At 62.3% G+C, this 23,506-nt stretch carries 17 protein-coding genes; 8 read left to right on the top strand and 9 right to left on the bottom strand.

Annotation, left to right across the window (positions count from 1 at the left end):
- Positions 1 to 307: 307 nt before the first annotated feature.
- The 3 genes from PMX21_RS04115 to PMX21_RS04105 are packed head-to-tail and all read left to right on the top strand — an operon-like array spanning position 308 to position 4,539.
- Positions 308 to 811, top strand: coding sequence for a MarR family winged helix-turn-helix transcriptional regulator (locus PMX21_RS04115; protein ID WP_271758221.1), 504 nt, complete (start codon positions 308 to 310; stop codon positions 809 to 811).
- Positions 804 to 2,627 carry an ABC transporter ATP-binding protein gene (locus PMX21_RS04110; protein ID WP_271758219.1) on the top strand — a complete coding sequence of 608 codons (1,824 nt, stop codon included), beginning with the start codon at positions 804 to 806 and terminating at the stop codon, positions 2,625 to 2,627. The genes PMX21_RS04115 and PMX21_RS04110 overlap by 8 nt, the downstream gene beginning before the upstream one ends.
- Entirely contained in the window at positions 2,620 to 4,539 is a 1,920-nt protein-coding gene (locus tag PMX21_RS04105; protein WP_271758217.1) for an ABC transporter ATP-binding protein, read from the top strand. The genes PMX21_RS04110 and PMX21_RS04105 overlap by 8 nt, the downstream gene beginning before the upstream one ends.
- A 180-nt stretch (positions 4,540 to 4,719) precedes the next feature.
- On the opposite strand, the gene PMX21_RS04100 is transcribed toward PMX21_RS04105, so the two are convergent.
- Both PMX21_RS04100 and PMX21_RS04095 read right to left on the bottom strand, forming a co-directional pair.
- Positions 4,720 to 5,811 (bottom strand): GGDEF domain-containing protein, encoded by a 1,092-nt coding sequence (locus tag PMX21_RS04100; protein ID WP_271758215.1) that lies wholly within the window; start codon positions 5,809 to 5,811, stop codon positions 4,720 to 4,722.
- A gap of 120 nt (positions 5,812 to 5,931) precedes the next feature.
- On the bottom strand, positions 5,932 to 6,810 hold the full coding sequence (locus PMX21_RS04095) for a LysR family transcriptional regulator (protein WP_271758213.1): 879 nt from the start codon (positions 6,808 to 6,810) through the stop codon (positions 5,932 to 5,934).
- 233 nt (positions 6,811 to 7,043) lie between these two features.
- Between PMX21_RS04095 and PMX21_RS04090 the strand changes: the two genes are divergently transcribed.
- From PMX21_RS04090 to PMX21_RS04075, 4 genes are all read left to right on the top strand, one after another.
- A complete protein-coding gene (locus PMX21_RS04090; RefSeq protein ID WP_271758212.1) occupies positions 7,044 to 7,925 on the top strand; it encodes an SDR family NAD(P)-dependent oxidoreductase in 882 nt (293 codons plus the stop codon).
- Between the two features lie 66 nt (positions 7,926 to 7,991).
- The gene (locus PMX21_RS04085; protein WP_271758210.1) at positions 7,992 to 9,248 is read left to right on the top strand and encodes an MFS transporter; all 1,257 of its coding nucleotides are present in this window, start codon (positions 7,992 to 7,994) and stop codon (positions 9,246 to 9,248) included.
- Positions 9,249 to 9,317: 69 nt separating this feature from the next.
- Entirely contained in the window at positions 9,318 to 10,358 is a 1,041-nt protein-coding gene (locus tag PMX21_RS04080; RefSeq protein ID WP_006235665.1) for a Gfo/Idh/MocA family protein, read from the top strand.
- 411 nt (positions 10,359 to 10,769) lie between these two features.
- The gene (locus tag PMX21_RS04075) at positions 10,770 to 12,917 is read left to right on the top strand and encodes a Tex family protein (protein ID WP_271758207.1); all 2,148 of its coding nucleotides are present in this window, start codon (positions 10,770 to 10,772) and stop codon (positions 12,915 to 12,917) included.
- 225 nt (positions 12,918 to 13,142) lie between these two features.
- On the opposite strand, the gene PMX21_RS04070 is transcribed toward PMX21_RS04075, so the two are convergent.
- Entirely contained in the window at positions 13,143 to 13,847 is a 705-nt protein-coding gene (locus tag PMX21_RS04070; RefSeq protein ID WP_271758205.1) for a transaldolase, read from the bottom strand.
- 193 nt (positions 13,848 to 14,040) lie between these two features.
- Positions 14,041 to 14,868 carry an HAD-IIB family hydrolase gene (locus PMX21_RS04065; RefSeq protein ID WP_271758203.1) on the bottom strand — a complete coding sequence of 276 codons (828 nt, stop codon included), beginning with the start codon at positions 14,866 to 14,868 and terminating at the stop codon, positions 14,041 to 14,043.
- A gap of 75 nt (positions 14,869 to 14,943) precedes the next feature.
- Between PMX21_RS04065 and rlmKL the strand changes: the two genes are divergently transcribed.
- Entirely contained in the window at positions 14,944 to 17,511 is a 2,568-nt protein-coding gene (gene rlmKL, locus PMX21_RS04060) for a bifunctional 23S rRNA (guanine(2069)-N(7))-methyltransferase RlmK/23S rRNA (guanine(2445)-N(2))-methyltransferase RlmL (RefSeq protein WP_271758201.1), read from the top strand.
- A 95-nt stretch (positions 17,512 to 17,606) separates the two neighbouring features.
- Here the strand turns inward: rlmKL and PMX21_RS04055 are convergent, their stop codons facing one another.
- The 5 genes from PMX21_RS04055 to PMX21_RS04035 form a co-directional block, all read right to left on the bottom strand.
- Complete coding sequence (locus tag PMX21_RS04055) at positions 17,607 to 18,320, bottom strand: response regulator (RefSeq protein WP_226812477.1); 714 nt, start codon at positions 18,318 to 18,320, stop codon at positions 17,607 to 17,609.
- 4 nt (positions 18,321 to 18,324) lie between these two features.
- Positions 18,325 to 19,950 carry an ATP-binding protein gene (locus PMX21_RS04050; RefSeq protein ID WP_271758199.1) on the bottom strand — a complete coding sequence of 542 codons (1,626 nt, stop codon included), beginning with the start codon at positions 19,948 to 19,950 and terminating at the stop codon, positions 18,325 to 18,327.
- A gap of 111 nt (positions 19,951 to 20,061) precedes the next feature.
- On the bottom strand, positions 20,062 to 20,256 hold the full coding sequence (locus tag PMX21_RS04045) for a hypothetical protein (RefSeq protein ID WP_035138755.1): 195 nt from the start codon (positions 20,254 to 20,256) through the stop codon (positions 20,062 to 20,064).
- Between the two features lie 60 nt (positions 20,257 to 20,316).
- On the bottom strand, positions 20,317 to 22,344 hold the full coding sequence (locus PMX21_RS04040) for a KUP/HAK/KT family potassium transporter (RefSeq protein WP_035138754.1): 2,028 nt from the start codon (positions 22,342 to 22,344) through the stop codon (positions 20,317 to 20,319).
- A 158-nt stretch (positions 22,345 to 22,502) separates the two neighbouring features.
- Complete coding sequence (locus PMX21_RS04035; protein WP_271758196.1) at positions 22,503 to 23,378, bottom strand: nitroreductase family protein; 876 nt, start codon at positions 23,376 to 23,378, stop codon at positions 22,503 to 22,505.
- Positions 23,379 to 23,506 lie beyond the last annotated feature (128 nt).

The raw sequence follows: 23,506 nt of genomic DNA, 5'->3' as shown, positions 1-23,506 counted from the left end.
GCCGACCGATTGCAGGCGGTCGGCGGGGCCATTGTGGCTCTTGACAGCGGATTGGGTCATATGAGCGAAAACGCCCCAGAGCGAGCAAGGTGACGTGAAAGAGGAGGGCATAGGCCTTCTGGCCATGCCGCCGAAGTTGAAAGGCAGATTGCCGCTCTGGCGGGCTTGCAGCGTCGAGCGGTTACGGCGTTTGGTAAAACGCCGTAACTATAAGTTTGGTACCTTGACATTGATTTCTCACGCTCCTAAATTAGTTAGGCACAAAACAATTCCACTACCTAACTAAAGAAAGGAGCGAAGCTTAGATATGTGTGTTGAACCACTCGCCTATCCGCATGAACCCGGCGGCGACCCGTCGCAACCGGTAGACATACCCGAAGCGGTCAGCGCCGAAGACAAACTCGCCAAGCGCATCCTGAGCGGCCTAGGCTTTTGCGGCCACTACATGCACTTTCATGGCGGCGGCGTGTCTGGCAAGGCGCCCATCGTCTGCCTGCTCGCCAAGCAGCCGACCGGCGAGCTGTCCCAACAGGAACTCGGCATGCACTTCGACCTCAAGCCGGGGTCCCTTTCCGAGATTCTGTCCAAGCTCGAAATGGGCGGCATCATCGAACGCAGCCGCAATCCCAAGGATCGTCGGCAGCTCACCATTCGCCTGACCGAAGCTGGATGGGAAAAGGCCCGCATTGAGCAGGCCGCCCGCATTCGCTTTAGGGAACAGGCTTTTAGCGCCCTTACGCACGACGAGCGCGAACAGCTCGCCGAGATGCTCGAAAAAATCCGCGTAACCTGGGAGGAACTGGATGATTAAAACCCTCATGGGAAGCATCCGCGATTACAAGAAGGTCACGATCGCCACGCCGCTACTGGTGCTTGGCGAGGTGCTCTGCGAAATGATGATCCCGTTTATCACCGCCGACATGATCGACGCCATCAAAGACGGTGCCACCGTCGCCCAGATGCTTCCCACCGCAGGCTTTTTGGTGCTCATCGCACTGACGTCGCTCGCTTTTGGTGCCGCTGCCGGCGTCACCTGCAGTCATGCGAGCTGCGGCTTCGCCAAGAACCTGCGTCACGACCTGTTCTACAAGATCCAGACGTTCAGCTTTGCCAACATCGATGAGTTCTCGAGCTCCTCGCTCGTCACCCGCCTCACCACCGACATCAACAACGTGCAGCAGGCCTTTATGATGCTCATCCGCATCGCCGTGCGCGCGCCGCTGGTATTGGTCTTTGCCTTTGCCATGGCCTACGCCATGGGCGGCAGCGTCGCCATGGTCTACCTGGTCATCATTCCGCTGCTGGGCTTTGGCCTGTTCTTTATCATCTATAAGGTGCGCCCGATCTTTGCCCGCGTGTTCCGCAAGTACGACGCGCTCAACGAGTCCGTCGAGGAAAACGTCACCGGCATGCGCGTGGTCAAGAGCTATGTGCGCCAGGACTACGAGAAAGAGAAGTTCGCCACCGCCGCGCGCGACGTCCAGATGGACTTTACCCGCGCCGAAAAGCTACTCGCCTTCAATAACCCCATGATGAACATCTGCGTCAACGGCGCGTTCGTTGTCATCATCTACCTGGGCTCCAAGCTCATCATCACGAGCCAGGGCACCTTGTTCGACGTGGGCCAGCTCTCCTCGATCTTTACCTATGGCTTCCAGATTCTGATGAGTCTGATGCAGCTGTCGATGATCTTTGTCATGGTGACCATGGCCGACGAGTCGGCACACCGCATTACCGAGGTGCTTGCCGCCGAGCCCACGATCGCCGATCCCGCCGAGCCCGTGCTCGAGGTCGCCGATGGCTCCATCGACTTTGACCACGTGAGCTTTAAGTATTCCGCGCATGCGAAGCGCCAGGCGCTCGACGATATCAACCTGCACATTAAGAGCGGCGAGACCATCGGTATTATCGGCGGCACCGGCTCGGCCAAGTCGACGCTCGTGAATCTGATCGCCCGCCTGTACGATGTCACCGAGGGCACCGTGCGCGTCGGCGGCGTGAACGTACGCAACTACGATCTGGACGCGCTGCGCCACCAGGTAGCCATGGTGCTGCAGAAAAACGTGCTGTTTAGCGGCACCATCGCCGAAAACCTGCGCTGGGGCGACCCGAACGCCACCGACGAGGAAGTCCGCGAGGCAGCACATCTGGCCTGCGCCGACGAGTTTGTCGACGGCTTCCCCAAGGGCTACGACACCTGGATTGAGCAGGGCGGCTCCAACGTTTCCGGCGGCCAGAAGCAGCGCCTGTGCATTGCGCGTGCCCTGCTGCGTCGCCCCAAGATCTTGATCCTGGATGACTCCACGAGCGCCGTCGACACCAAGACCGACGCCAAGATCCGCGAGGGCCTGGCGAGTTATCTGCCCAACACGACCAAGCTCATCATTGCCCAGCGTATTAGCTCCGTGCAGGATGCCGATCGCATCATCGTCATGGAGGGCGGCCGCATCAAGGACATCGGCAACCACGACGAGCTGCTCAAGACGAGCGAGATCTACCGCGAGACTTTTACCTCGCAGAACAAGATGAGCGCCGAGGGCGAGGACGCAGGCGAGACCGCTGCAGCCGGCACCGAGGCATCTGCATCGCAAATCCAGACCCAGGAAGGAGGCGAGGCACATGAGTAAGGCCGCTACCGCCGAGCATGCACGCAACCGCAAGGGCGGCACCATGACGCGCCTCATCAAGATGCTCTTTGGCTTCTACCCGGTGCTTTTGCCCCTCGTCGTCGCCGGCGTGGTGCTCTGCGCCGTCATCAACTCCATCGGCGCGACGTTTCTCCAGAGCGCGCTGCAGGTCATCAGCGAATCATGGCAGTCGGGCGACTGGACGGCCGCGCAGCCCAAAATTCTGAAGCTTGTGACTACTCTCGGCTGCATCTACGCCGTGGGCGTCGCGTCTTCGCTCTTCTGGAACCGCGCCATGGCCGTCATCACGCAGGGCTCGCTCGAGAAGCTGCGCGAGAAGATGTTCAACCGCATGCAGGACCTGCCGATCCGCTACTTCGACACGCATCAGCGCGGCGACATCATGAGCCACTACACCAACGACATCGACACGCTGCGCCAAATGATCAGCCAGTCGCTGCCCAACCTGCTCATGACGATCATCGTCATCGTCACGGTGTTCTTTATCATGCTGTACTACAGCGTCTGGATGTGCCTGGTCATCATTGCCGGCGTCGCCTTTATGACCTTTATGACCAAGCTCCTCGGATCCAACTCCGCGCGCTTCTTCATTGCGCAGCAGACCGAGCTCGGTGTGGTCGAAGGTCATATCGAGGAGGTCATGAACGGTCAGAAGGTCGTCAAGGCATTCTGCCACGAGTCCGCCGCCGAGGCCGATTTCGATGAGCGCAACGAGAAGCTCTTCGAGGTCTCGCAGAAGGCCAACATGTACGCCAACATCCTCATGCCCGTCCTTATGAACCTGGGCAACCTGCTCTACGTGCTGGTCGCGTTAGCCGGCGGCATCTTCCTGGCGCTGGGCGTGCCTAACCTGAGCATCTCGGGCATGGCGCTTTCCATCGCCGTCGTGGTACCGTTCCTCAACATGACCAAGCAGTTCTGCGGCCAGATCGGCCAGATCTCGCAGCAGATCAACGCCGTGGTCATGGGCCTTGCCGGCGCCGAGCGCATCTTTGAGCTGCTCGACGAGGAGCCCGAGGCCGACGAGGGCTACGTGACACTTGTCAACGCGCAGGTCAACCCCGACACTTGGCAGCTCGAGGAGGCCGACCACCACACCGGCATGTGGGCGTGGAAGCATCCGCACCGCGCGACCGGCGAAATCGAGTACGTGCCGCTGCGTGGCGATCTGGTCATGGACAACGTGGACTTTGGCTACACGCCCGACCACGAGGTGCTGCACGGCGTGTCCGTGTACGCCAAGCCGGGTCAGAAAGTCGCGTTTGTCGGTGCCACCGGTGCCGGTAAGACGACCATCACCAACCTCATCAACCGTTTCTATGACATCGCCGACGGCAAGATTCGCTACGACGGCATCAACGTCAACAAGATCCGCAAGGCAGACCTGCGCCGCTCGCTGGGCGTGGTGCTGCAGGACGTGAACCTGTTCACCGGCACCGTGATGGACAACATCCGCTACGGCAACCTGGATGCCACCGACGAGGAGTGCATCGCAGCGGCCAAGCTCGCGGGCGCGGACGACTTTATCACCCGCCTGCCCGACGGCTACGACACCATGCTCACCGGCAACGGCGCCCAGCTGTCGCAAGGCCAGCGCCAGCTGATTTCGATTGCACGCGCTGCCGTCGCCGATCCGCCGGCGATGATCCTGGACGAGGCCACGAGCTCCATCGACACCCGCACCGAGGCTATCGTGCAAGCCGGCATGGACAAGCTCATGGAAGGCCGCACGACATTTGTCATCGCACACCGCCTGTCCACCGTGCGCAACTCCGACGCGATCATCTGCCTGGACCACGGCCGCATCATCGAGCGCGGCAACCACGACGAGCTGATCGCCAAGCGCGGATACTACTATCAGCTCTATACCGGAGCGTTTGAGCTGGAGTAGTTCGGCCCGCCGAGATGGCCGATTTGCCGCTCATTCGTCGGGCATGACCCTAAGGTCAATGTCCTCCTCTTTCGGGGCAAATCGACTCATCTCAACGACCCAAACACAATGCGCCGCAACGAATAAAGCCTCCGCAGCCACACGGGCTGCGGAGGCTTTTCTATGCCCTCTGTTACAGGCTTACCGCTCCTCGCGTTGCGGCCCAGCTGCCTCGGCTGTCTTTACGCGGTTCTTGTCGATGTACATGTTTTTGTCGGCTTGGGAAAAGAGCTCGCGCATCGTAGGCGGTTCATCAAAATCACTGGAAAGCGCATAGCCCACCGCATAGCTAATAGGCATGTCGGGGTGAGCCTCGGAATACTCGTTCACGTTCGCACGAACCCGAGCGAGACAGGACTCCACGGCAGCTCGATCGGCATCCCACAGCACCGCGATAAACTCATCGCCGCCGTCGCGACCCACGAAGCAGGTCTCGGACGACACACGCCCCAGCTGCCGGGCAAAAGAGCGGATGCATTCGTCGCCCTTCTCGTGACCAAAGCTGTTATTGACCGCATGCAGATTGTTAAGGTCGAAAACGCACACCGCAACGGGCGCCTCCGCGGAAACAGACTGCTCCTGCCCCAAGATCTCCTCGCACTTGTTCTTGTTGGGCAGTCCCGTGGCTCCGTCGAGATAGACTTTGCTCTGCAGTTCGCGATTGAGCGCGGCAGTTCGCACCGCTCGAACAAGTTCAACCGCAAAGGCCGCCACCAATCCCATGATGTCGATGATCACCAAGCCCTCGAGATAGTTGAGCGCCGACGCCTTCTCCTGAGAGTAGTCCTCTGCGAGTCGCGTAGCATCGTCGCAAATGCCAAAGAACTCCTCGCTCATGGAGATGATGTCGGTGTTCTCATAGCCGACTTCGCGCACGCGGATGATCTCGGTGCAAAGCTCATCAAAATAATTAGCAAGCTCGGTCATCTTTGTCTGATACTCGTCGTCGTTGAGACGGACGAGGTTGAGGTCGTCACTTCCGTAACGCAAACCGTTAATGTATGAATCCACGGCTTTGAGCAGGCCATCTTGAGGCTGGCCCGCGTCCTCGAGCTTAACGATTCGCTGCGTGGTACCGCGCACCAGACCGGCGTAGTTGACCACGCGCGCCGTGCCCTGAATATCGGAGACGAGCAGCATAACATTGATGAAGAAGAAGATGAGAACTGCCGTGAGCACCATCATGAGCAGGCGCACCGCCTGGCTGGCCTTCTTGGCGACAGAAGTATTCACAAGTTCAATCCCCCAAATGGCAAAAGAGTAGGTGGCGCATAGCGTCTTGTAAATCATGCGGGGTCAACTCTACCAGATGATTTTTCTAGGACGGGGATTAAAGAATCATCGACACGATAGCTATTTGAGAAGCTGAGCCATTGCGTTGACGAATTTTTGGACTTGGAGGGTGGGCTCGAGCGAGTAGTGCAGAAAGACCGGTACCTCGCGGCCGCACAGGAACGGCACGCCCACAAAGGCCGGGTGCACCCCCGACCACGCTCCGCAGGTGAGAACCGCGTCGCCCTTTTCCTCCGCCTCGTTAAAGAGCGCAAAGTCGAAGCTTTCCACGTCGATCACGTCCACGCCGCCGTCGGCCAACAGGTCGATGCGCAGGCTGTCCATGGCGTCGTTGCCGTGACGGAGCACGCGCAGGCGCATGCCCTCCAGGTCGGCAACCGTGATGCGCGTCTTGCGCGCCAGCGGGCTCGTGCGCGGCACGTCGATATAAAACGGCACGTTGACGATGCGGAGCTTTTGGCAGGTGTCGCCCCAGCGTGGGGTAGAAAAACTCGACTGCACCACATCCACCTCTCGACCAAGGCTGCGCATGACTGTCTCGCGCTCGTCGTAGAGGTTGCTTACCGGCACGATCTCAAATCGCAGCGACGGCTCCAGATCGTGGATGCCCGTCCACATCGACAGCGTTTGGCGCCCCGGGCACATCATCGACACGCCCAGGCGCACGGCACCGCTGTCACCCGCCGCACGTCGAGCACGGCGCAGGGCGTCCTCGGACTGGCGCATGATCGAGCGCGCGTCGTCCACCAGCAGAGCACCCGCCGGCGTCACCTTGACGCCCGAATGCGAGCGCTCAAACAGCGTAATACCGAACTCCGCCTCGAAGCCCGATACCTGCTTGACGAGCGCCGGAGTCGACACGCGCAATTTTGCCGCCGCACGCGAGAAGCTTCCCAGCTCCGCGGCGGCCGATATGGCCTCAAGTCGTCGATCGTACACGTCAATCTCCCGTTTTCGCACCCGTGACCGCATGGTGCCACAGGGGGTTGTTTTCGCAGGTCACGCGCTCAATTGAGAATAGCCTGCATCGCACAGTATAAACCTACAGTTAACGCCATTCTAACAAATATGCAATTCACCTGCGCAAATGCAAAGCATACGATAACCAGCGAAAACCACGTGGGTCGGTTAATGGGAGCGGCCCACCGGGAGGCACAAGAAGGGAAGTTCCTATGAGCAATTGGCTTAAGCTCGAGGGCGATGTCTGCGCCGTGACTGGCGCGCTCGGCGGTATGGGCGTCGAGATTTGCCGCGAGTTCGCCCGCAACGGCGCCAACGTCGTCCTGCTCGATCTGGACGAGGAAAAGGTCAAGGCTGCAGCCGCCGACCTCGCCGCCGAGTTTGGCATCCACGCCGAGGGTTACAAGATGAACGCCACCGACGAGGCCGAGGTTCAGGCCGCCGTCGATGCCACCATCGCCAACTTCGGCCATGTCGACGTCCTCGTCAACACCGCCGGCATCCTGCGCTTCGCCGCCATGGAGGACCTGCCGCTCTCCGACTGGAACGAGGTCATCAACGTCAACCTCACCGGTTACTTCATCACCTCGCAGCGCTTTGGTCGCGAGATGATCAAGGCCGGCCAGGGTCGCCTGGTGCACATCTCGACCGTTGCCAGCCACTCCCCCGAGACGTTCTCGGGCGTGTACAGCTCCACCAAGGCGGGCGTCAACATGATGTCCAAGATGCTGGCTGCCGAATGGGGTCCCTACGGCGTGCGCTCCAACTGCGTTGAGCCCTGCTTCGTCAAGACCCCGATGTCGGCCAACTTCTACGCCGATCCCGAGGTCGAAAAGAGCCGCAGCCGTCTGATCGCCACGCGCCGCATCGGCGAGGTCAGCGATATCGCCAACGCCGTCATGTTCCTGGCGTCCACGCGATCGGACTTTACCACCGGCGACGCCATCAAGGTCGACGGCGGCTTCTCCAACATGATGGGCGACCTCACCGCCAAGCCCGGCGGCCGTCGCGCCTATGCCGACAACTACCTTAAGAACAAGGGCGTCGAGCTTTGGTCCGACGAGTCCGGCGTCGCTAAGCCGACTGACCAGTAAACCAACCTGACAGGGAGGGCCCGCGGATACGCCCGCTCCTCCCCCGCATCGATTAGAAAGAGTCCAATGGCTTCCACCAACTCCAACAAGGGTCGCGCCGTCGTGCTTTCCGCCGCATGCGTCACCATGTTCTTCATCAGCTCCATCGCGCTGTATTCCGTCGTGAGCAAGAACCTACTCGCCGTCTACCCCGAGTGGTCCAGCGCTCTTACCTGGGCCTTCCCGGTCTTTCAGACCATCATGGCCGTAACGGGCATCTTCGCCGGCCGCATCTCCGATAAGATCGGCCCGCGCAACGTCGTGATCGCCGCCGCCGTGTGCTACGGCCTGGGCTGGTTCATGTCCGGCACCGTCACCGAGCCGTGGCAGTTCTACCTGTGGTTCTCGCTCGTCGCCGCCGTCGGCAACGGCCTGGGGTACAACCCGGCGCTCACCACGGGTCAGAAGTGGTTCATCGACAAGAAGGGCCTCGCCTCCGGCATCACCCTGGCCGCTTCGACCGCCGGCCCCGCCGTGCTGTCCCCAGTGCTCGCCTCACTGCTCATCCCGAGCCTGGGCATCTTTGGCGCCCTTAAGGCGCTCGGCGTCATCTTCTTTGTGATGATCGCCGCCTCTGCCCTGTTCCTGAAGGCCCCCGAGGCCGGCTGGCTGCCCGAGGGCTTCGAGGCCCCCAAGGGTGGCGCACACGCCGGCACCTTCGGCGACCTCACCCCGGGCGAGATGGTCAAGACCCCGCGCTTCTGGGTCCTCATCATCACCTTCGCCTTTGCCGCCACCGCCGGCACGCTGCTCGTCGGCAAGGTTGCCTCCATCGCCGCCGTCCAGCTCTTCACCGACCCCACGAGCGCCGCAGCCGTCGCCCTCGGCGGCGTGGTCGTCTCCGTCAACACCTGCGCCAACCTGGTCGGTCGCCTGTCCTTTGGTCAGATCATCGACAAGCTCGGTGCCTACAAGTCGCTGCTCATCAGCCTTGTCGTCACCATCGTCGCGCTCGTCATCATGTCGATGAGCTTTACGCAGGCCATGTTCTTTGTGGCGCTCGCCCTGCTCGGCTTTAGCTTTGGCGCCCTGCTCGTCATCTACCCGCCGCTCACCGGCGGCGCCTTCGGCACCAGCAACATCGGCGTCAACTACGGCATCATGTTCCTGGGCTACGCCGCTTCCACCTGGATCAGCCAGCCCATCACCGCCGTGCTGTATCACGCCGAGGCCGGCAGCGCCGCCTACCAGCAGTCCTTCTACGGCGCCATCGTGATCGCCGCCATCGCCGTCGTGCTCACCGTCTACATGATGGTCTCCGACAGCAAGAAGAAGTCTGCCTAGTTTTACCGACGTGACAAAGGGACTGCCCCTTTGTCACATTCCACCGGCCACCAGTATTAAGGAGTCGAAATGTCTGAGCTCAATCCCGTCCGCATTGCCGTTATCGGCGCCGGCGCCATGGGCCGCAACCACATCCGCTTTGTCACCGAGGAGCCCGAGGCCGAGCTCGTCGCCATCGCCGACGCCTTTGAGGGCGCCCGCGCCACGGCCGAGGCCGCCGGCGTGCCGTTTTACACCGATCCCGCCCAGATGATGGACGAGGTCAAGCCCGAGGCCGTCATTATCGCCACCCCCAACGACCTGCACCTGGGCGTTGCTCGCGAGGCTGTGAAGCGCAATATCGTGCCGTTGGTCGAAAAGCCGATCTCCAACGACCTGGAGGATGCCCAGGCTTTCGCTGCCGAGGCCGAGACCGCCGGCGTGCCCGTGCTCGTGGGCCAGCACCGTCGCCACAACCCCTTCGTCAACAAGGCCAAGGAGATCATCGAGTCCGGCGAGCTGGGCAAGCTCACCGTGTCGAGCTTCCACTACATGATCTATAAGAACGACGAGTATTTCGATGTCGAGTGGCGCCGCAAGAAGGGTGCCGGCCCGATCCTGGTCAACCTGGTGCACGACGTCGACCTGCTCCGCTACCTGCTGGGCGAGCCCGTTGCCGTCCAGGGTATGCAGTCCAGCGCCGCCCGCGGTTTTGAGACCGAGGACTCCGCCGTGGTCAACGTCCGTTTTGCCGATGGCGCGCTCGCAAGCATGACCATCTCCGACGCCACCGCCAGCCCCTGGAACTGGGAGGCCACCGCTCGCGAGGATCCGCAGTACCGCCCCTTCGACGCCGACGCCTACTTTATCGGCGGCACTAAGGGCGCCCTGTCGCTGCCCCGCCTGCACCAGTTCTCCTACGACGGCGCCTCTAACTGGCACAAGCCGCTGCAGATGGAGATTCCGGCCGTCGACCCGGCACTGCCGCACAAGATGCAGCTCAAGCACTTTGTGAAGGTTGTCCGCCGCGAGGTCGAGCCCGTCGTGACCCCCGCCGATAACGTCAAGACGCTCACGCTGCTTAACGCTATCAAGGAGGCCGCCGAGACCGGCCAGCTCGTCGAGCTGTAACGCTTTAGGGCGGGCCGCGGCAGAAACCCCATGCCGAACCCTTCGGTCCGCCACCAACAAGCCCCTCTTCTTTGCCCCGCGAGCAGCCTCCTGCCCGCGGGGCTTTTTGCTACCTTGCCGACGATTTTTCTGGGGCGGGGGCCATTTTGCGCCTCAGTCTGATTCGTTCGCCACGAAATGGGCCTATCTACTACGTTTAACCGATCGCCCTTAACCATGCCAAATTTCGCGAAATAAAAACCGCAGGTAGACGACTTGCCGATTTTCGGAAAAACCAGGCATGGTCAGCCCCTACGGGTAAAACGTAGTAGATAGGCCGTTTTCGTGGCGCGGCCCCAAAACAGCCTTTTGGGACGGGTGGTATCCTTGGTAGCCCTGTGTCGCAAACGCACCTTAAACGCAAGGAGTCCCATGGATCTTATCGCCCAGCTCGCCCGCGAGCTCAACCTTAAGGCCGCCAACATTGAGGCGGCCGTCAAGCTCATCGACGAGGGCAACACCATCCCCTTTATCTCGCGCTACCGCAAGGAAGCAACGGGCGGCATGGACGACGTCGCCCTGCGCGCACTCGACGAGCGCCTGTCCTACCTGCGCAATCTTGAACAGCGCAAAGAGGACGTCATTCTGCTCATCGATGCCCAAGGCAAACTCACGCCCGAACTCGAGCAGCAGATTCGCGAGGCCACGCAGCTCCAGCGTGTCGAGGACCTCTACAAGCCCTACCGCAAAAAGCGTATGACCCGCGCGCAGAAGGCCCGCGGGGCAGGCCTGGAGCCGCTCGCCAACATGATCATCATGCAGGCATCCGCCAAGGGCAGCGCACTCGACGCCGCCGCAGCCTACGTCAACGAGGAGGCCGGCTTCGACACGCCCGAGAAGGCGCTCGCCGGCGCGGCGGACATCGTGGCCGAGACGGTGGCCGAAGACCCCGAGAACGTCGCCGACCTGCGCGCCTTTACGCAAAACACCGCCGATATCGTCGTCGAAGCCACCGACCCCACCGAGAAGACCCCCTACGAGCCCTACTACAACTTTGACGAGCCGCTGCGCCGTATACCCAACCACCGCGTGCTGGCTATCGACCGCGGTGAGCGCGAGGGCAAGCTCCGCGTGCGCGTGAACGTCGACGGCGCCGCCGCCACGGCACGCCTCGGCAGCCGTTGGCCCCGACGCCAGGGCGTCTTCGCGCCCGTCTTTGACGCCGCCATCGCCGACGGCTACAGGCGCCTCATGGCCCCCTCGCTGGAGCGCGAGGCCCGCGCCAAACTCACCGTTCGCGCCCAGTCCGAGGCTATCAACGTCTTTGCCAAGAATCTCGAGGGCCTGCTCTCGGCACGCCCCGTCCGTGGCGCCCGCGTGCTCGCGCTCGATCCGGGCTACCGCACCGGCTGCAAGGTCGCCGTTATGGACGAGACCGGCAAGCTGCTCGACCACGGCGTGGTCTACCCCACCAAGCCGCGCCACGACGTCGCCGGCACCAAGCGCGAGCTCGCCCGCCTCGTCAAGAAGGACAGCGTCAACACCATCGTCATCGGCAACGGCACCGCCAGCCGCGAGACCGAGGAAGTCGTTTCGGAGTTCATTGCCGAGCAGGCGCCCAGCCTTCGCTACACCATCGTCAACGAGGCCGGCGCATCGGTGTACTCCGCCTCCGAGCTCGCCAGCCAGGAATATCCCGACCTGGACGTCACCGTGCGTGGCGCCATGAGCCTGGGCCGCCGCCTGCAAGACCCGCTGGCAGAGCTCGTCAAGATTCCGCCCCAGTCCATCGGCGTTGGCCAGTACCAGCACGACCTTGACCAGGCCGAGCTTTCGCGCACCCTGGGCCACGTGGTGGAGGACGTCGTCAACCGCGTGGGCGTCGACGTGAACACCGCGAGCGCGAGCCTGCTGGGATACGTATCGGGCATCACGCCGAGCGTGGCCAAAAACATCGTGGCTTACCGCGAGGAAAACGGCGCCTTTACCGATCGCCGCCAGCTCAAGAAGGTCCCCAAGCTGGGACCCAAGGCATACCTCAACGCCGCGGGCTTTTTGCGCATCAGCGGCGGTAAGAACCCGCTCGACGCGACGAGCGTCCACCCCGAAAGCTACGAGGTGGCCACGTCCGTCCTGGAACGCGCCGGTGTGGCGGCCAGCGAGCTCAGCCGCGGCGGCGTGCCCGATATCGAGCGCCGCCTGGGCAGCATCTCGACGCTGGCAAGCGACCTGGACTGCGGCACCCTGACGCTCATCGACATTGTCAACGAGCTCAAGAAGCCCAGTCGCGACCCGCGCGACGACGCGCCCGAGGTGGTCTTTAGCCGCTCGGCGCTTTCCATCGACGACCTGGAGCCCGGCATGGAGCTCAAGGGCACGGTGCGCAACGTCGTCGACTTTGGCGCCTTCGTCGACGTGGGCGTGCACCAGGACGGCCTCGTACACATCTCCAAGCTGGCCAACCGCTTTGTCAAGCACCCGAGCGACGTGGTGCGCGTCGGTGACACGGTCAAGGTGTGGGTCGAAAAGGTCGATCGCGACCGCAAGAAAATCTCCCTCACCATGGTACAGGGCAAGTAAACCGCCAAAGCAAAGGTACCCCCTGTAGCGATGTGCAAAATCGCGAGTATTCTGCAAATTCCACCGTTCCGAACGCCCCTCAGAGACGAAAAAGCAAAAAACAGCCCCCGTTTTAGCGTCGTCAGAGCCATAACGGGGGCTGTTCCGTGCTTCGGTTAACTGATAAAGACCTTTACCTTGCTGAATACTCTCAATTTTGCACGTCGCTACAGGGGGTACCCTTGCTTACGGCAGGATATGGAAGCCGAGCGAGGCGATATCCTCGGCAAAGCCGCGGACGGTGTCGAGCGAGACCTCGTACGGGTCGCGACCGATGTTCTTGCGCTTGGCCAGGATGCTGTTGGGCACCGTGATGATCTGGCAACCGCAGGCCTCGGCCTGGTAAATGTTGATGAGCTCGCGCGTGGACGCCCACAGGACCTCACAGTTGGGCTTGGCGGCGGCCTTCTTGACCGACTCCGTCATAAACGGAATGGGATCGACGCCGGTGTCGGCGATGCGGCCGGCAAAGAGCGAGATGATGGACGGCGTCTCGGCGTCAACGGCCTCGACCATCTCATCGACCTGCGCAGGCGTAAAGATAGTGGTGACGTTGACCTTGATGCCGTCGGCGGAAAGCTTGCGAACCAGCTCGGCGGTGGACTCGCCCTTGGTGGTCACGCACGGAATCTTGACGTAGACGTTCTCGGCCCAGGTAGCGATCTCGCGCGCCTCGACCTCCATGGTCTCGACGTCGTCGGCAAAGACCTCAAACGACACGGATACATCGGTGATATGGGTCAGGACCTCCTTGGCAAACGCGCGGTAATCCGTCACGCCGCCCTTCTTCATAAGGGACGGGTTGGTCGTGAAACCCTGAACGTTGCCGTTCTCGTACATGTCGAGCATGCCCTCGAGGTTTGCACCGTCAGCGAACACCTTGATTGCCATCTGCCTGATTCCTTTCGCTTGCACATGGGCGTTAAACTGCTAAACACTTTACCTACGTTTATCAAGGCGTGAGCTGCGGTTTTTTATCTTCTCGGCGAACGGTATAAACACCTCAGTGTTTGGATTGATAAATCGATTGAGCATGCAAAAGCAAAGAGTCGCAGTTTGAGCAAACGTCAGAACGCGGGATTCATTAGATGAGGCCGAAATGCTGCATCGCTGTGACGGTGCCGTCGTGTGCGACATCGTCGGTCACGTAGTCGGCGACTGCTTTGACCTCGGGCATGGCGTTACCCATGGCCACGGCTGTCTCGACGGCGGCGAGCATGCCCAGGTCGTTGCCCGAATCGCCGAAGCCAAAGGTGCGCGCATTTCCCTCGCGGTCCAGATACGCCAGCGCTCGCGCCACGCCCACGCCCTTGTCAATGCCCCTGGGACTCAGCTCGCGATTCTGACCACCGGTGTTGCACAGCTCAAACTCGCAATCGATAAAGCCGTCACCGTTATCTACGCGCGCCAAGCTGGGCGCGTTGAGGCACACCTTGCCTACGCGCAGACGGCCGTCGACGCGCATTTCCTCGGCGCTGTGCACCACAGAAGTACCGATCAGAGACGACTGCTCATCGCCCGCGGGTTCCAGGGCAAAAGTAGCCACGTTGGTCTCGAAAAAGGCCTCAATCCCTGCCGCGGCCATACGGCGTGCAAGCTCCTCAACAATGTCTTCGTCAAAGCAGTCCTCATACACCACGCGGCCCTCGACCTCGAGCGTGGCGCCCGCCATGGCAACGACGCCCGCAGGGTCGAGCGCACGCAAGCTATCGGCGATGAGCCACAGGGGGCGACCCGTGCAGATAAACGCCTTGTGTCCCGCGTCGCGCAGACGATGAAACGCCTCGACGACCGCCTGCGAGGGGCGAACCGCCGAAAAGTCCTTGTCGGTCATGTTGTCGGGATCGAACGACGTCAGCGTGCCGTCCACGTCAAAAAAGAGCACGGCGGAATCGGGGCACGCATCAATCATATGGGTTCCTTTCGAGGATAAGGGCAAACGAAGCATCCATCATATAATGGAGCGACGCAACCAGAGAGGTCACCCATGGAATTTTACGCAAGCTGCCCCGAAGGCTTTGAGTCCGCACTCGCCGATGAGCTTAAACGCCTCGGGCTTTCGCATGTTCGCCGGCTGAAGGGCCGCGCCACGTTTGAGGGCGAGCTCGAAGAAGGCTACCGCGCCTGTCTGTGGTCACGCCTAGCGAGCCGCGTGTTTGCGGTGCTCGGGCGCTTTGAGGCGCAGGATGCCGATGAGCTGTACGATAGCGTTTACGACATCGCCTGGGAGAACATCGTCCGCCCCGGCGCCACCATTGCCATCACCGCCCGCGGCGTGACCGAGCAGCTGCGCAACACGCGCTTCTCGGCCCTGCGCGCCAAGGACGCGCTGTGCGACCGTCTGGCCGAGACCACGGGCCGTCGCGCCGATGTCGACGCTGCCGATCCCGACGTTCACCTGTTGCTTTCGCTGCGCCAGCGCCGCGCGAGCATCAGCCTGGACCTTTCGGGCGACCCACTGTTCAAGCGCCTGCCGCCCGCGGCGACCCGTGCCGGCGAGGGTGCGCACGTGTTGCGCCCCGACTACGCCGCCCTGGTGCTGGCGCAGGTCGGCTGGACCGCACTGTGCGAGCGCGAGTTGACGGCCGACGATTACGAGAATGAAGCCCTTCCCACGCTAATCGATGCCTCGTGCGCCGGCGGCGGCCTGTTGCTGGAAGCCGTGAACATTCTGACCGACCGCGCCCCGGGCGCCGCACGCGAGCGCTGGGGCTTTGAGGGCTGGCAGCTGCACGACGCCGCTCTGTGGGAGCAGCTGCTTGCCGAGGCGCGCGAGCGCGAGGCGGCAGCGCGCGAGCGCCAGGCGCGCATCGTGGCCATGGACATTGACCCCACCGCCCGCAAGACTGCCGAGCGCATGGTCAAGTGCGCCGGCTACAAGCGCTTTGTCGACTTTTGCGCCGCCAAGCCCGCCACCGTGCTGGACCATGTGGGCGCTGTCGCCGGCGCCGCCGTGGTCGCGGACACCACCGAGACCCCGCTTTCGCTCATGCACGACGCCATGACACTCATCGGCGAGCTGCGCCGCGCGCCCGAGCTTACCGCCGCGCCGGTCGCCGCGCTCACCCGCGATGGCCTTATGGCCCGCGCGCTCCATGCCGAGCCCGCGCGCTCCATCGCCATCATGCCCAATAACGAAGAGGCAACTATTGAGGTTTGGCCCTCGCTCGACCACGCCGCCGCAGCGTTTGAGGCTGCGACCAGTGCGGATGCCGAGGCCGAGGTTGCGGATGCCAACGAAGCCAACGACAAAGCCGCCGCTTCCTCCATGCCCGAACCTGCCGCCACGCTCGACCTGGGTGACGGCAAGCCGTTGCCCGTGCTCATTCCCGAGTCCGAGCAGTTCGCCAACCGCCTGCGCAAGAATGCCCGCCTGCGCCGCAAGTGGGCAAAGCGCGAGGGCGTGAGCTGCTACCGCGTCTACGATGCCGACCTGCCCGATTACTCCGCCGCCATCGACCTGTACGAGGGTTGCCCGCAGACGCCGGGCCGCTGGCTCGTCATCGCCGAATACGCCGCGCCCAAGACCATCGACCCCGCGCTAGCCCAGGCCCGCATGCTCGACATTTTGGCCATCGCGCCGCGCATCCTAGATGTTCCCGCCGAGCATGTGCACGCCAAGGCCCGCATGCGTTCGCGCGGCGGCTCGCAGTACGGCAAGCAGGGCGCCGGCAAGGGCGGCTCGGGCGAGCGCGCCAACATCGCGCGCCGTCGCCTGCCGCTCATCGAAGAGGGCGGACTCACCTTTGCCGTCAACTTTGATGACTACCTGGATGTGGGCATCTTCTTGGATCACCGCGTCACCCGCAACCTGGTGCGCGAGCACGCCAAACAGGCACGCCGCTTCCTCAACCTGTTCGCCTACACCGGCACCGCCACCTGCTATGCGGCCGACGGCGGCGTCGAGGAAACCGTGACAGTCGACCTTTCCAACACCTACCTGGACTGGGCCGAGCGCAATATGCGCCAGAACGGCTTTGTTGGTCCGCAGCATCATTTTGTGCGCGACGACGTGCTTGCCTGGATTCGCGACCAGCGCCAGACGCGCAACCGCTGGGACCTGATCTTTGTCGACCCGCCCACGTTCTCGAACTCATCCAAGATGGGCCGCCGCACCTGGGATGTCCAGCGCGACCATGTTGAGCTTTTGGCCGGCGTATCGCGCCTGCTCGCACAGGGCGGCCACGCCATCTTTAGCTGCAACCTGCGCGGCTTCCGCCCCGAGACGCGCAAGCTCGCGCGCGCGGGCGTCGTGTTGGAGGACATTACGGCGCAGACCATCCCCGAGGACTTCGCGCGCAACCAGAAGGTGCACCACTGCTACATCGTGCGCCGCCTGCCCATCGAGGACGCCATGGCCGAGGTCGGCTTTAGCGCCGAGGAGATTGCCGAGCGTGTCGAGGAGCTGCGCAACCCCGAGGTCCGCAAGCCTCGCGCGGCAGTGCCCACGCACGCGCAGGCCGGCAACGGCAGGTCCAACTTTGCCGGCAAACCCTCCCCTGCCGGCAAGTCCAAAAAGAAGAAGTTCTACGCCAGCAAGCCCAAAGGCAAATAAACAAAGTTGCGGTGGAATACGGACTGTTTTGCCTGGAATTAGGCAAATTTAGACCGTATTTCACCGCAACTCATATTGGGATGGTGGTTGGCGATCTAGCCTTGGGTGACCAATCGGTAACCGATACCCACGTGCGTTTGGATATAGCGCGGATGCGCGGGGTCGGACTCAATCTTCTTACGCAGCGTGCCCATAAAGACACGCAGGCTCGCCAGGTCGCTCTTGGTTGCCGTGCCCCAAATCTCGTGCAGGATAAACTGGTGCGTCAGCACCTTGTCGGCGTTGTGCGCTAGCAGGCATAACAATTTGTACTCAATCGGCGTCAGATGCAGCTCCTCGCCATCCATCGTGGCGATGCCGGCATCAAAATCGATATGCAGCTCACCGGCATCGAACGAGCCCTCAGAGGAAACACCGCCCGTTTGCGCATACGAAAGGCGTCTGAGCGTCGTGCGAATGCGCGCGAGCAGCTCCTCGACCGAAAACGGCTTGGTCAGGTAGTCGTCGGCGCCGGCATCGAGCGCGCGAATCTTGTCCGCATCCTCGCTGCGCGCCGAGACCACAATAATCGGCATACCCGACCATGCGCGCACCGATTCCACCACCTTGACGCCGTCCATATCGGGCAGGCCCAGATCGAGCAGCACGATGCTCGGCGCCTGCGATGAGGCGGCGGCGATGGCGGCATGGGCGGTCTCCACGGCCATATGACGCAAGCCGTGCGCCTCGAGCGCGGCAACAATAAGATTGCGGACAGCGGGGTCGTCCTCAACAACCAAGATGAGCGGTTTTACGGCAGAGTTTGGCACAGCGCTACTCCTTATCAAACGAAACATCGGCGACGGGAAGCTCAATCGTAAAGACCGAGCCGTGCGGGTCCGCCGCGGCAACCTCTATGCTACCGCCATGCGCCAGCGCAATGGAGCGGCAGAGCGAAAGCCCCAGGCCCACACTACGGTGGCTGTCGGCCAGGCCATGGTTGGCGGTATAGAATGACTCAAAGATGCGCTCGCGATCCTCGGGTGCAATGCCCGGTCCGTCATCGGCCACCGAGCACGCCACGCGTCCATCGTTGACGCTAATCGAAATCATGATATGCGAGCCTGCGGGCGTATAGGTGATGGCGTTGTTCACCAGATTGACCACCAGCTGCACCATCAGGCGCGCGTCGACGTTGACGAGCGCCGGCTCGTCGCACGCCACCACCTTAAGGTCGTGCTCGCGCACGGCAGGGTTCACGTGGCGCAGCGCCTCCTCGACGATATCGTCCATGAGCTCGAGCGTGGTCGACAGGCGCATACCGCCACCCTCGAGCTTGGTGATGGCGAGCAGATTCTCGACGGTGGCGTTGAGCCACAGCGCATCCGAGCGAATGGATAGAAGCAGGCCGCGGCGCGTCTGGGCGTCGAGCACCGCGGTGCCGGTCGAGCCCTGATCGAGCAGCACGTCGGCATTACCCGAAATACTGGTAAGTGGCGTGCGCAGATCGTGCGAGATGGAGCGCAGCAGGTTGGCGCGCAGCTGCTCGTTTTTGGCGAGCACCGCCGCCTCCTCGCGGGCCTCCATGGCGCGGGCGCGATCGAGTGCCAGCTCGCCTTCGCTCACGATAGCATCGGCAAGTGTCCGCTCCTCATGTGTCAGCACGTCGGGCTCGGCAACGATAGCCAGCACGCCCACCACCGAGCCGGGGTCGCCCGAGCGCACGAAGCCGTCGCCCGTGCGAACCGTCAGGTAGATGCCATAAAACGCCGAGCCGCCAAACGTGGCGTCGAGCGGCGTTCCCACATAGGCGGACGCCGAGAGCCGCGGCGGCATCTGCGGCGCCGGCTCGTGCACCGGGGCGGCATCGCCCACGGCTGTGTACGTCGCACGCGGCAGCAGGTCATCGCCCTCGGCGTCGGCGCTGTACCACACGACCGGACAGCCCGAAAGACGCGCCAGCTGCGTGGCCATGGCGTGAACGATCTGATGCTGATCGGCGCACCGCTGCAGCATGCGGTTGGTCTCGAGCACCATATGCGTGCGGCGGTCGCTGGCGGCAGCCTGTGCCAAGGCGCGGCGCAGGGCCAACGCAATCGAGCTCGACACAAGCGAGACCACGAACATGATGAAGAACATGCCGGGATAGCCGCGGTCGATAAGCGACAGCGAGTAGCGCGGGTCGACAAACAAAAAGTTGTAGAGCGCCACGGCGGCAGCCGAGCTCAGCAAGCAATACAGGCGACTCCAGGTAAAGAATGCGCACAGCTGAACGGCGAACACATAGACGATCATGATGCTCGGCGCGAGACCCGGATGGTCGAGTAGCGCGCCCACAATCGTCGCCGCGACCAGCAGCCCCACCGATACGCAGGCGTCATACAGAGGAGTGCGGCGCGTCAGCGTTGTGCGCCGCCACCAAAAGCTATCGGCAATATCGCCGTCCGTACGGACGTCCATCAGCGTCCCGCCCCTCTCTCAAAAACAAAAACCACCACAAAGGGACAGGCACCTTTGTGGTGGTTTCCCTTGTGGTGGTTCCAAGTGTATAGCCTTTGCAACCGGCGGTCGCTAGACAAACAGCACGTGCGCGAGCAGGGCACACACGCACACCGCTCCAAATACCAGTGCCACGATCGAGATCACGCGGTCGGCCATGTCCATGTTGGCACGATTCGTAAAGAACCGATCTTCGGCGGCGTCGACGCGCGCCTCACGCACCATTTCGACCACCGCCTCACGGCCATCGAGCGCCTTTGTATCCATGTTTACCTCCCCGGCCTCATGCTTATCCATCAAAAACCAACTCCGTGTAGCCGCCGACGTCTACGGCCGCTCGTTGGGAGCCAGGCGTTGCATCTTGTTCACGGCCTTGAACTTGGTGAACAGCGGCACGTACTCAAAGCTCACGTTGGAGTTCTCCAGGCCGTACCAACGCGCGGGCGTGCCGGCGGCGCGGCGAATGATGTACTTGAGCGTGATGGCCGTACGCTCGCTGGGCTCCACATCGCTTTCGGGCGCCAGAAGCTTACGGATCAGGACGAACTTGAACGTGCCGATGTTACCCGGATCCTTGTAGACCGAGTAGTCATGCGTCTGCGGCGGCAGCTCGCCGGTGGCAGCCAGGTCCTGAACAACCTGACGCAGGTAGGCATTGACGCGCTGGTTGATCTTGTAGCCCAGGTACAGGTGCACGCGGAACACGTAGTCGGTGCCGAACGTCTCGACCGAATAGGCAAAGGTGTGCGGTTCGTCCATGGTCTCGACATTCACGAACCACCAGGCGCGGGCACGCTTGGGATGCTTGTCCAAGATCGAATAGACGATATCGCGGTCGATGTAGTCGGTATGGGTGTCCTTGGTCAGGTACACGACGTTGTCACTCATGCGCTCGTAACGGTCGTCGTCGCGCAGGCGCTTGAGCTGCGGCAGGTAGCTGCGCAGCGGCAGCAGCGTAAACTGGCGCTGCTCGACCGCCGTGCCGTTGTACCAGCACACCATAATGCCCATGATGAGTGCAGCCATGAGGATGGTGAAATAGCCGCCGTGGAAGAACTTGGTGAGCGAGCTCACGAAGAAGAAGCCTTCGAGCAAAAGGAAGAAGGCCGCGAAGATCCACGGAGCAACCTTGAGCTTGCGCTCCTCGTGCAGGTAGAAGAAGAGCAGCAGCGTGGTGCACATCATAGTCAGCGTAATGGCAAGGCCGTAGGCGGCTTCCATATGCGCCGAGTTCTGGAACAGCAGCACCACGATGACGCAGCCGACAAGCATGACGTTGTTGACCATGGGGATGTAGAGCTGGCCCTTGGTCTCGGCAGGGTAGAAGACCTGCATGTGCGGCATGAGGTCCAGACGGCTGGCCTCGGACACCAGCGAGAATGCGCCGGTGATGAGCGCCTGCGAGGCAATGATGGCCGCGACGGTGGAAAGGCCTACGGCAAACGGGCGCAGGCCCGGGGCGAGCATCTGGTAGAACGGGTTGAGGTCGGCAATGCCCATGAGCTCGGGGTTGGCAGCGTTGTTCATAAGCCAAGCGCCCTGGCCCATATAGGAAAGCAGCAGGCAGCACTTAACGAACGGCCAGGTAGCGTAGATGTTGCCGCGGCCGACGTGGCCCATGTCGGAGTAGAGCGCCTCGGCACCGGTGGTGGCGAGGAAGCAACTGCCCAGAATCATGATGCCCGCGTGGTTGTTGGGGCTCAGCAAAAAGGCGATGCCGCGCACCGGGTTGAGGCACAGCAGCACGGCGGGGTGCTGGAAAACAAAGAACAGACCCGTGCCGCCCAGGAACAGGAACCACAGCGTCATGATGGGGCCAAAGGCGTGACCGATCTTGGCCGTACCGATGCGCTGTACCAAGAAGAGCACGATGATGATGGCGAGCGTAATGGCGACGACGCGACCCTGGTCATCGCCCAGCACGGCATGGACCGCCGGGATGGTGCGCAGGCCCTCGATGGCCGTGGTAACGGTAACGGCAGGTGTCAGGATGCCGTCGGCGAGCAGCGCGGCGCCACCCAGCATGGCGGGGATGATGAGCCACTTGCCGCAGCGCTTGACCAGGCTGTACAGGGCAAAGATGCCGCCCTCACCATGGTTATCGGCGCGCAGCGAGATGAGCACATACTTGATGGTGGTCAGCAGCGTGACCGTCCACACGACAAGGGAGAGCGCGCCGAGCACGAACTCCTCCGTGACGCTTCCGATGCCGCCGTTGCCGGCAACGAGCGCCTTGGTTACATACATAGGGCTGGTGCCGATATCGCCGTACACCACGCCCAGCGTGACGAGCATCGCCGAGATGCTCACAGGAATCGCAGCGTGCGAGGCTGCCTCCTTGGCCTTTTGTTCCATAAGCCGGTTTCCTCCCAACTTTAATGTTCGAAGGGATTATAGGTAATCGGCCCATGTTTTAATGCACTGTTTTCCCAGCTAGATAAAGATTTATACAGTCTTTAGGCTACCGCGGCGATATGAAGTGTGACAAAGGGACTATCCCCTTGTCACATTCGTCATTTTCCGAGCCAGTTTTTGAACCACCACTCCATGGAGCGGCTCATCTCGGCCATAAAGGGGCTCGTGTGCTTGCGGGTGTAGATATCCACGACGCGCTCCCCCACCTCACGGGCGTGCGGGCGAAACATCGCATCCATCTCGGCCACCTGCGCATCCATAGTCGCGGCATCCGCACGGCAGTAGCGCTCCTCGTGCACCAGGTTCACCACGGGGTGCGCGATTGCCGGGCGCTCCTTACGGGGCGTGCCGATGATGAGCATCGACAGCGGCATGGTATAGGGCGGCAGATCGAGCAGCGCGGCAACTTCCTCGGCGTTCTCGACGATGTCGCCGATATAGCAGCTCCCCAGCCCCAGGGCCTCGGCGGCAACCACGGCGTTTTGCGCGGCGATCACGGCATCCTGAGCCGCGATGGCAAAGTCGCCCAGACCCGGCGCGCGGCGGGGCGCCTTGCCCGTACGCTCTACAAACTCGGGCTCAAAGCAGCCCACGTGCTCAAACAGATCGATCCACTTGGCATAGTCGACCACAAATATAAGTGCCCAGGGCGCCTTGGCGATCATGGGCTGGTGGTCGCACAGGTCGGCCAGGCGGTCGAGCGTTGCCTGCTCGCGGACGCTCACGATGGAATACATCATCATGGCGCCCGCCGACGGCGCGCGGCTCGCCGCATGCAAGATCGCCGCCCGCTGCTCGTCGGTCACCGCCACGGGACGGTCGTCGTCATCACGCGCGAAGGCACGCGTGGACGAGCGGTGTTCCAAGATGTCCAGCGCCGCGTTGCCCGTAGTCTCGACCGGATAGCCGCCCGCGTCCACGCCCACAGCTCCGCCGCAGTACTCGGTGCCCGTCATACAAACCTGCTCGCCCATAGCTCTATCCTCGCTAATTCTTTAAGAAGCCTTTACGTTTCCGTGTAATTCCCGTCCATTATCGCGCAGGCCGCCACTACATTGCGCCACACCGCCGCACGTGCGCGTTAATATGGCTGGTTGTTGTG

It is taken from the genome of Collinsella aerofaciens (assembly GCF_028209885.1).
GTDB lineage: Bacteria > Actinomycetota > Coriobacteriia > Coriobacteriales > Coriobacteriaceae > Collinsella > Collinsella aerofaciens_BA.
This window is presented reverse-complemented; position numbering and strand designations above follow the sequence as displayed.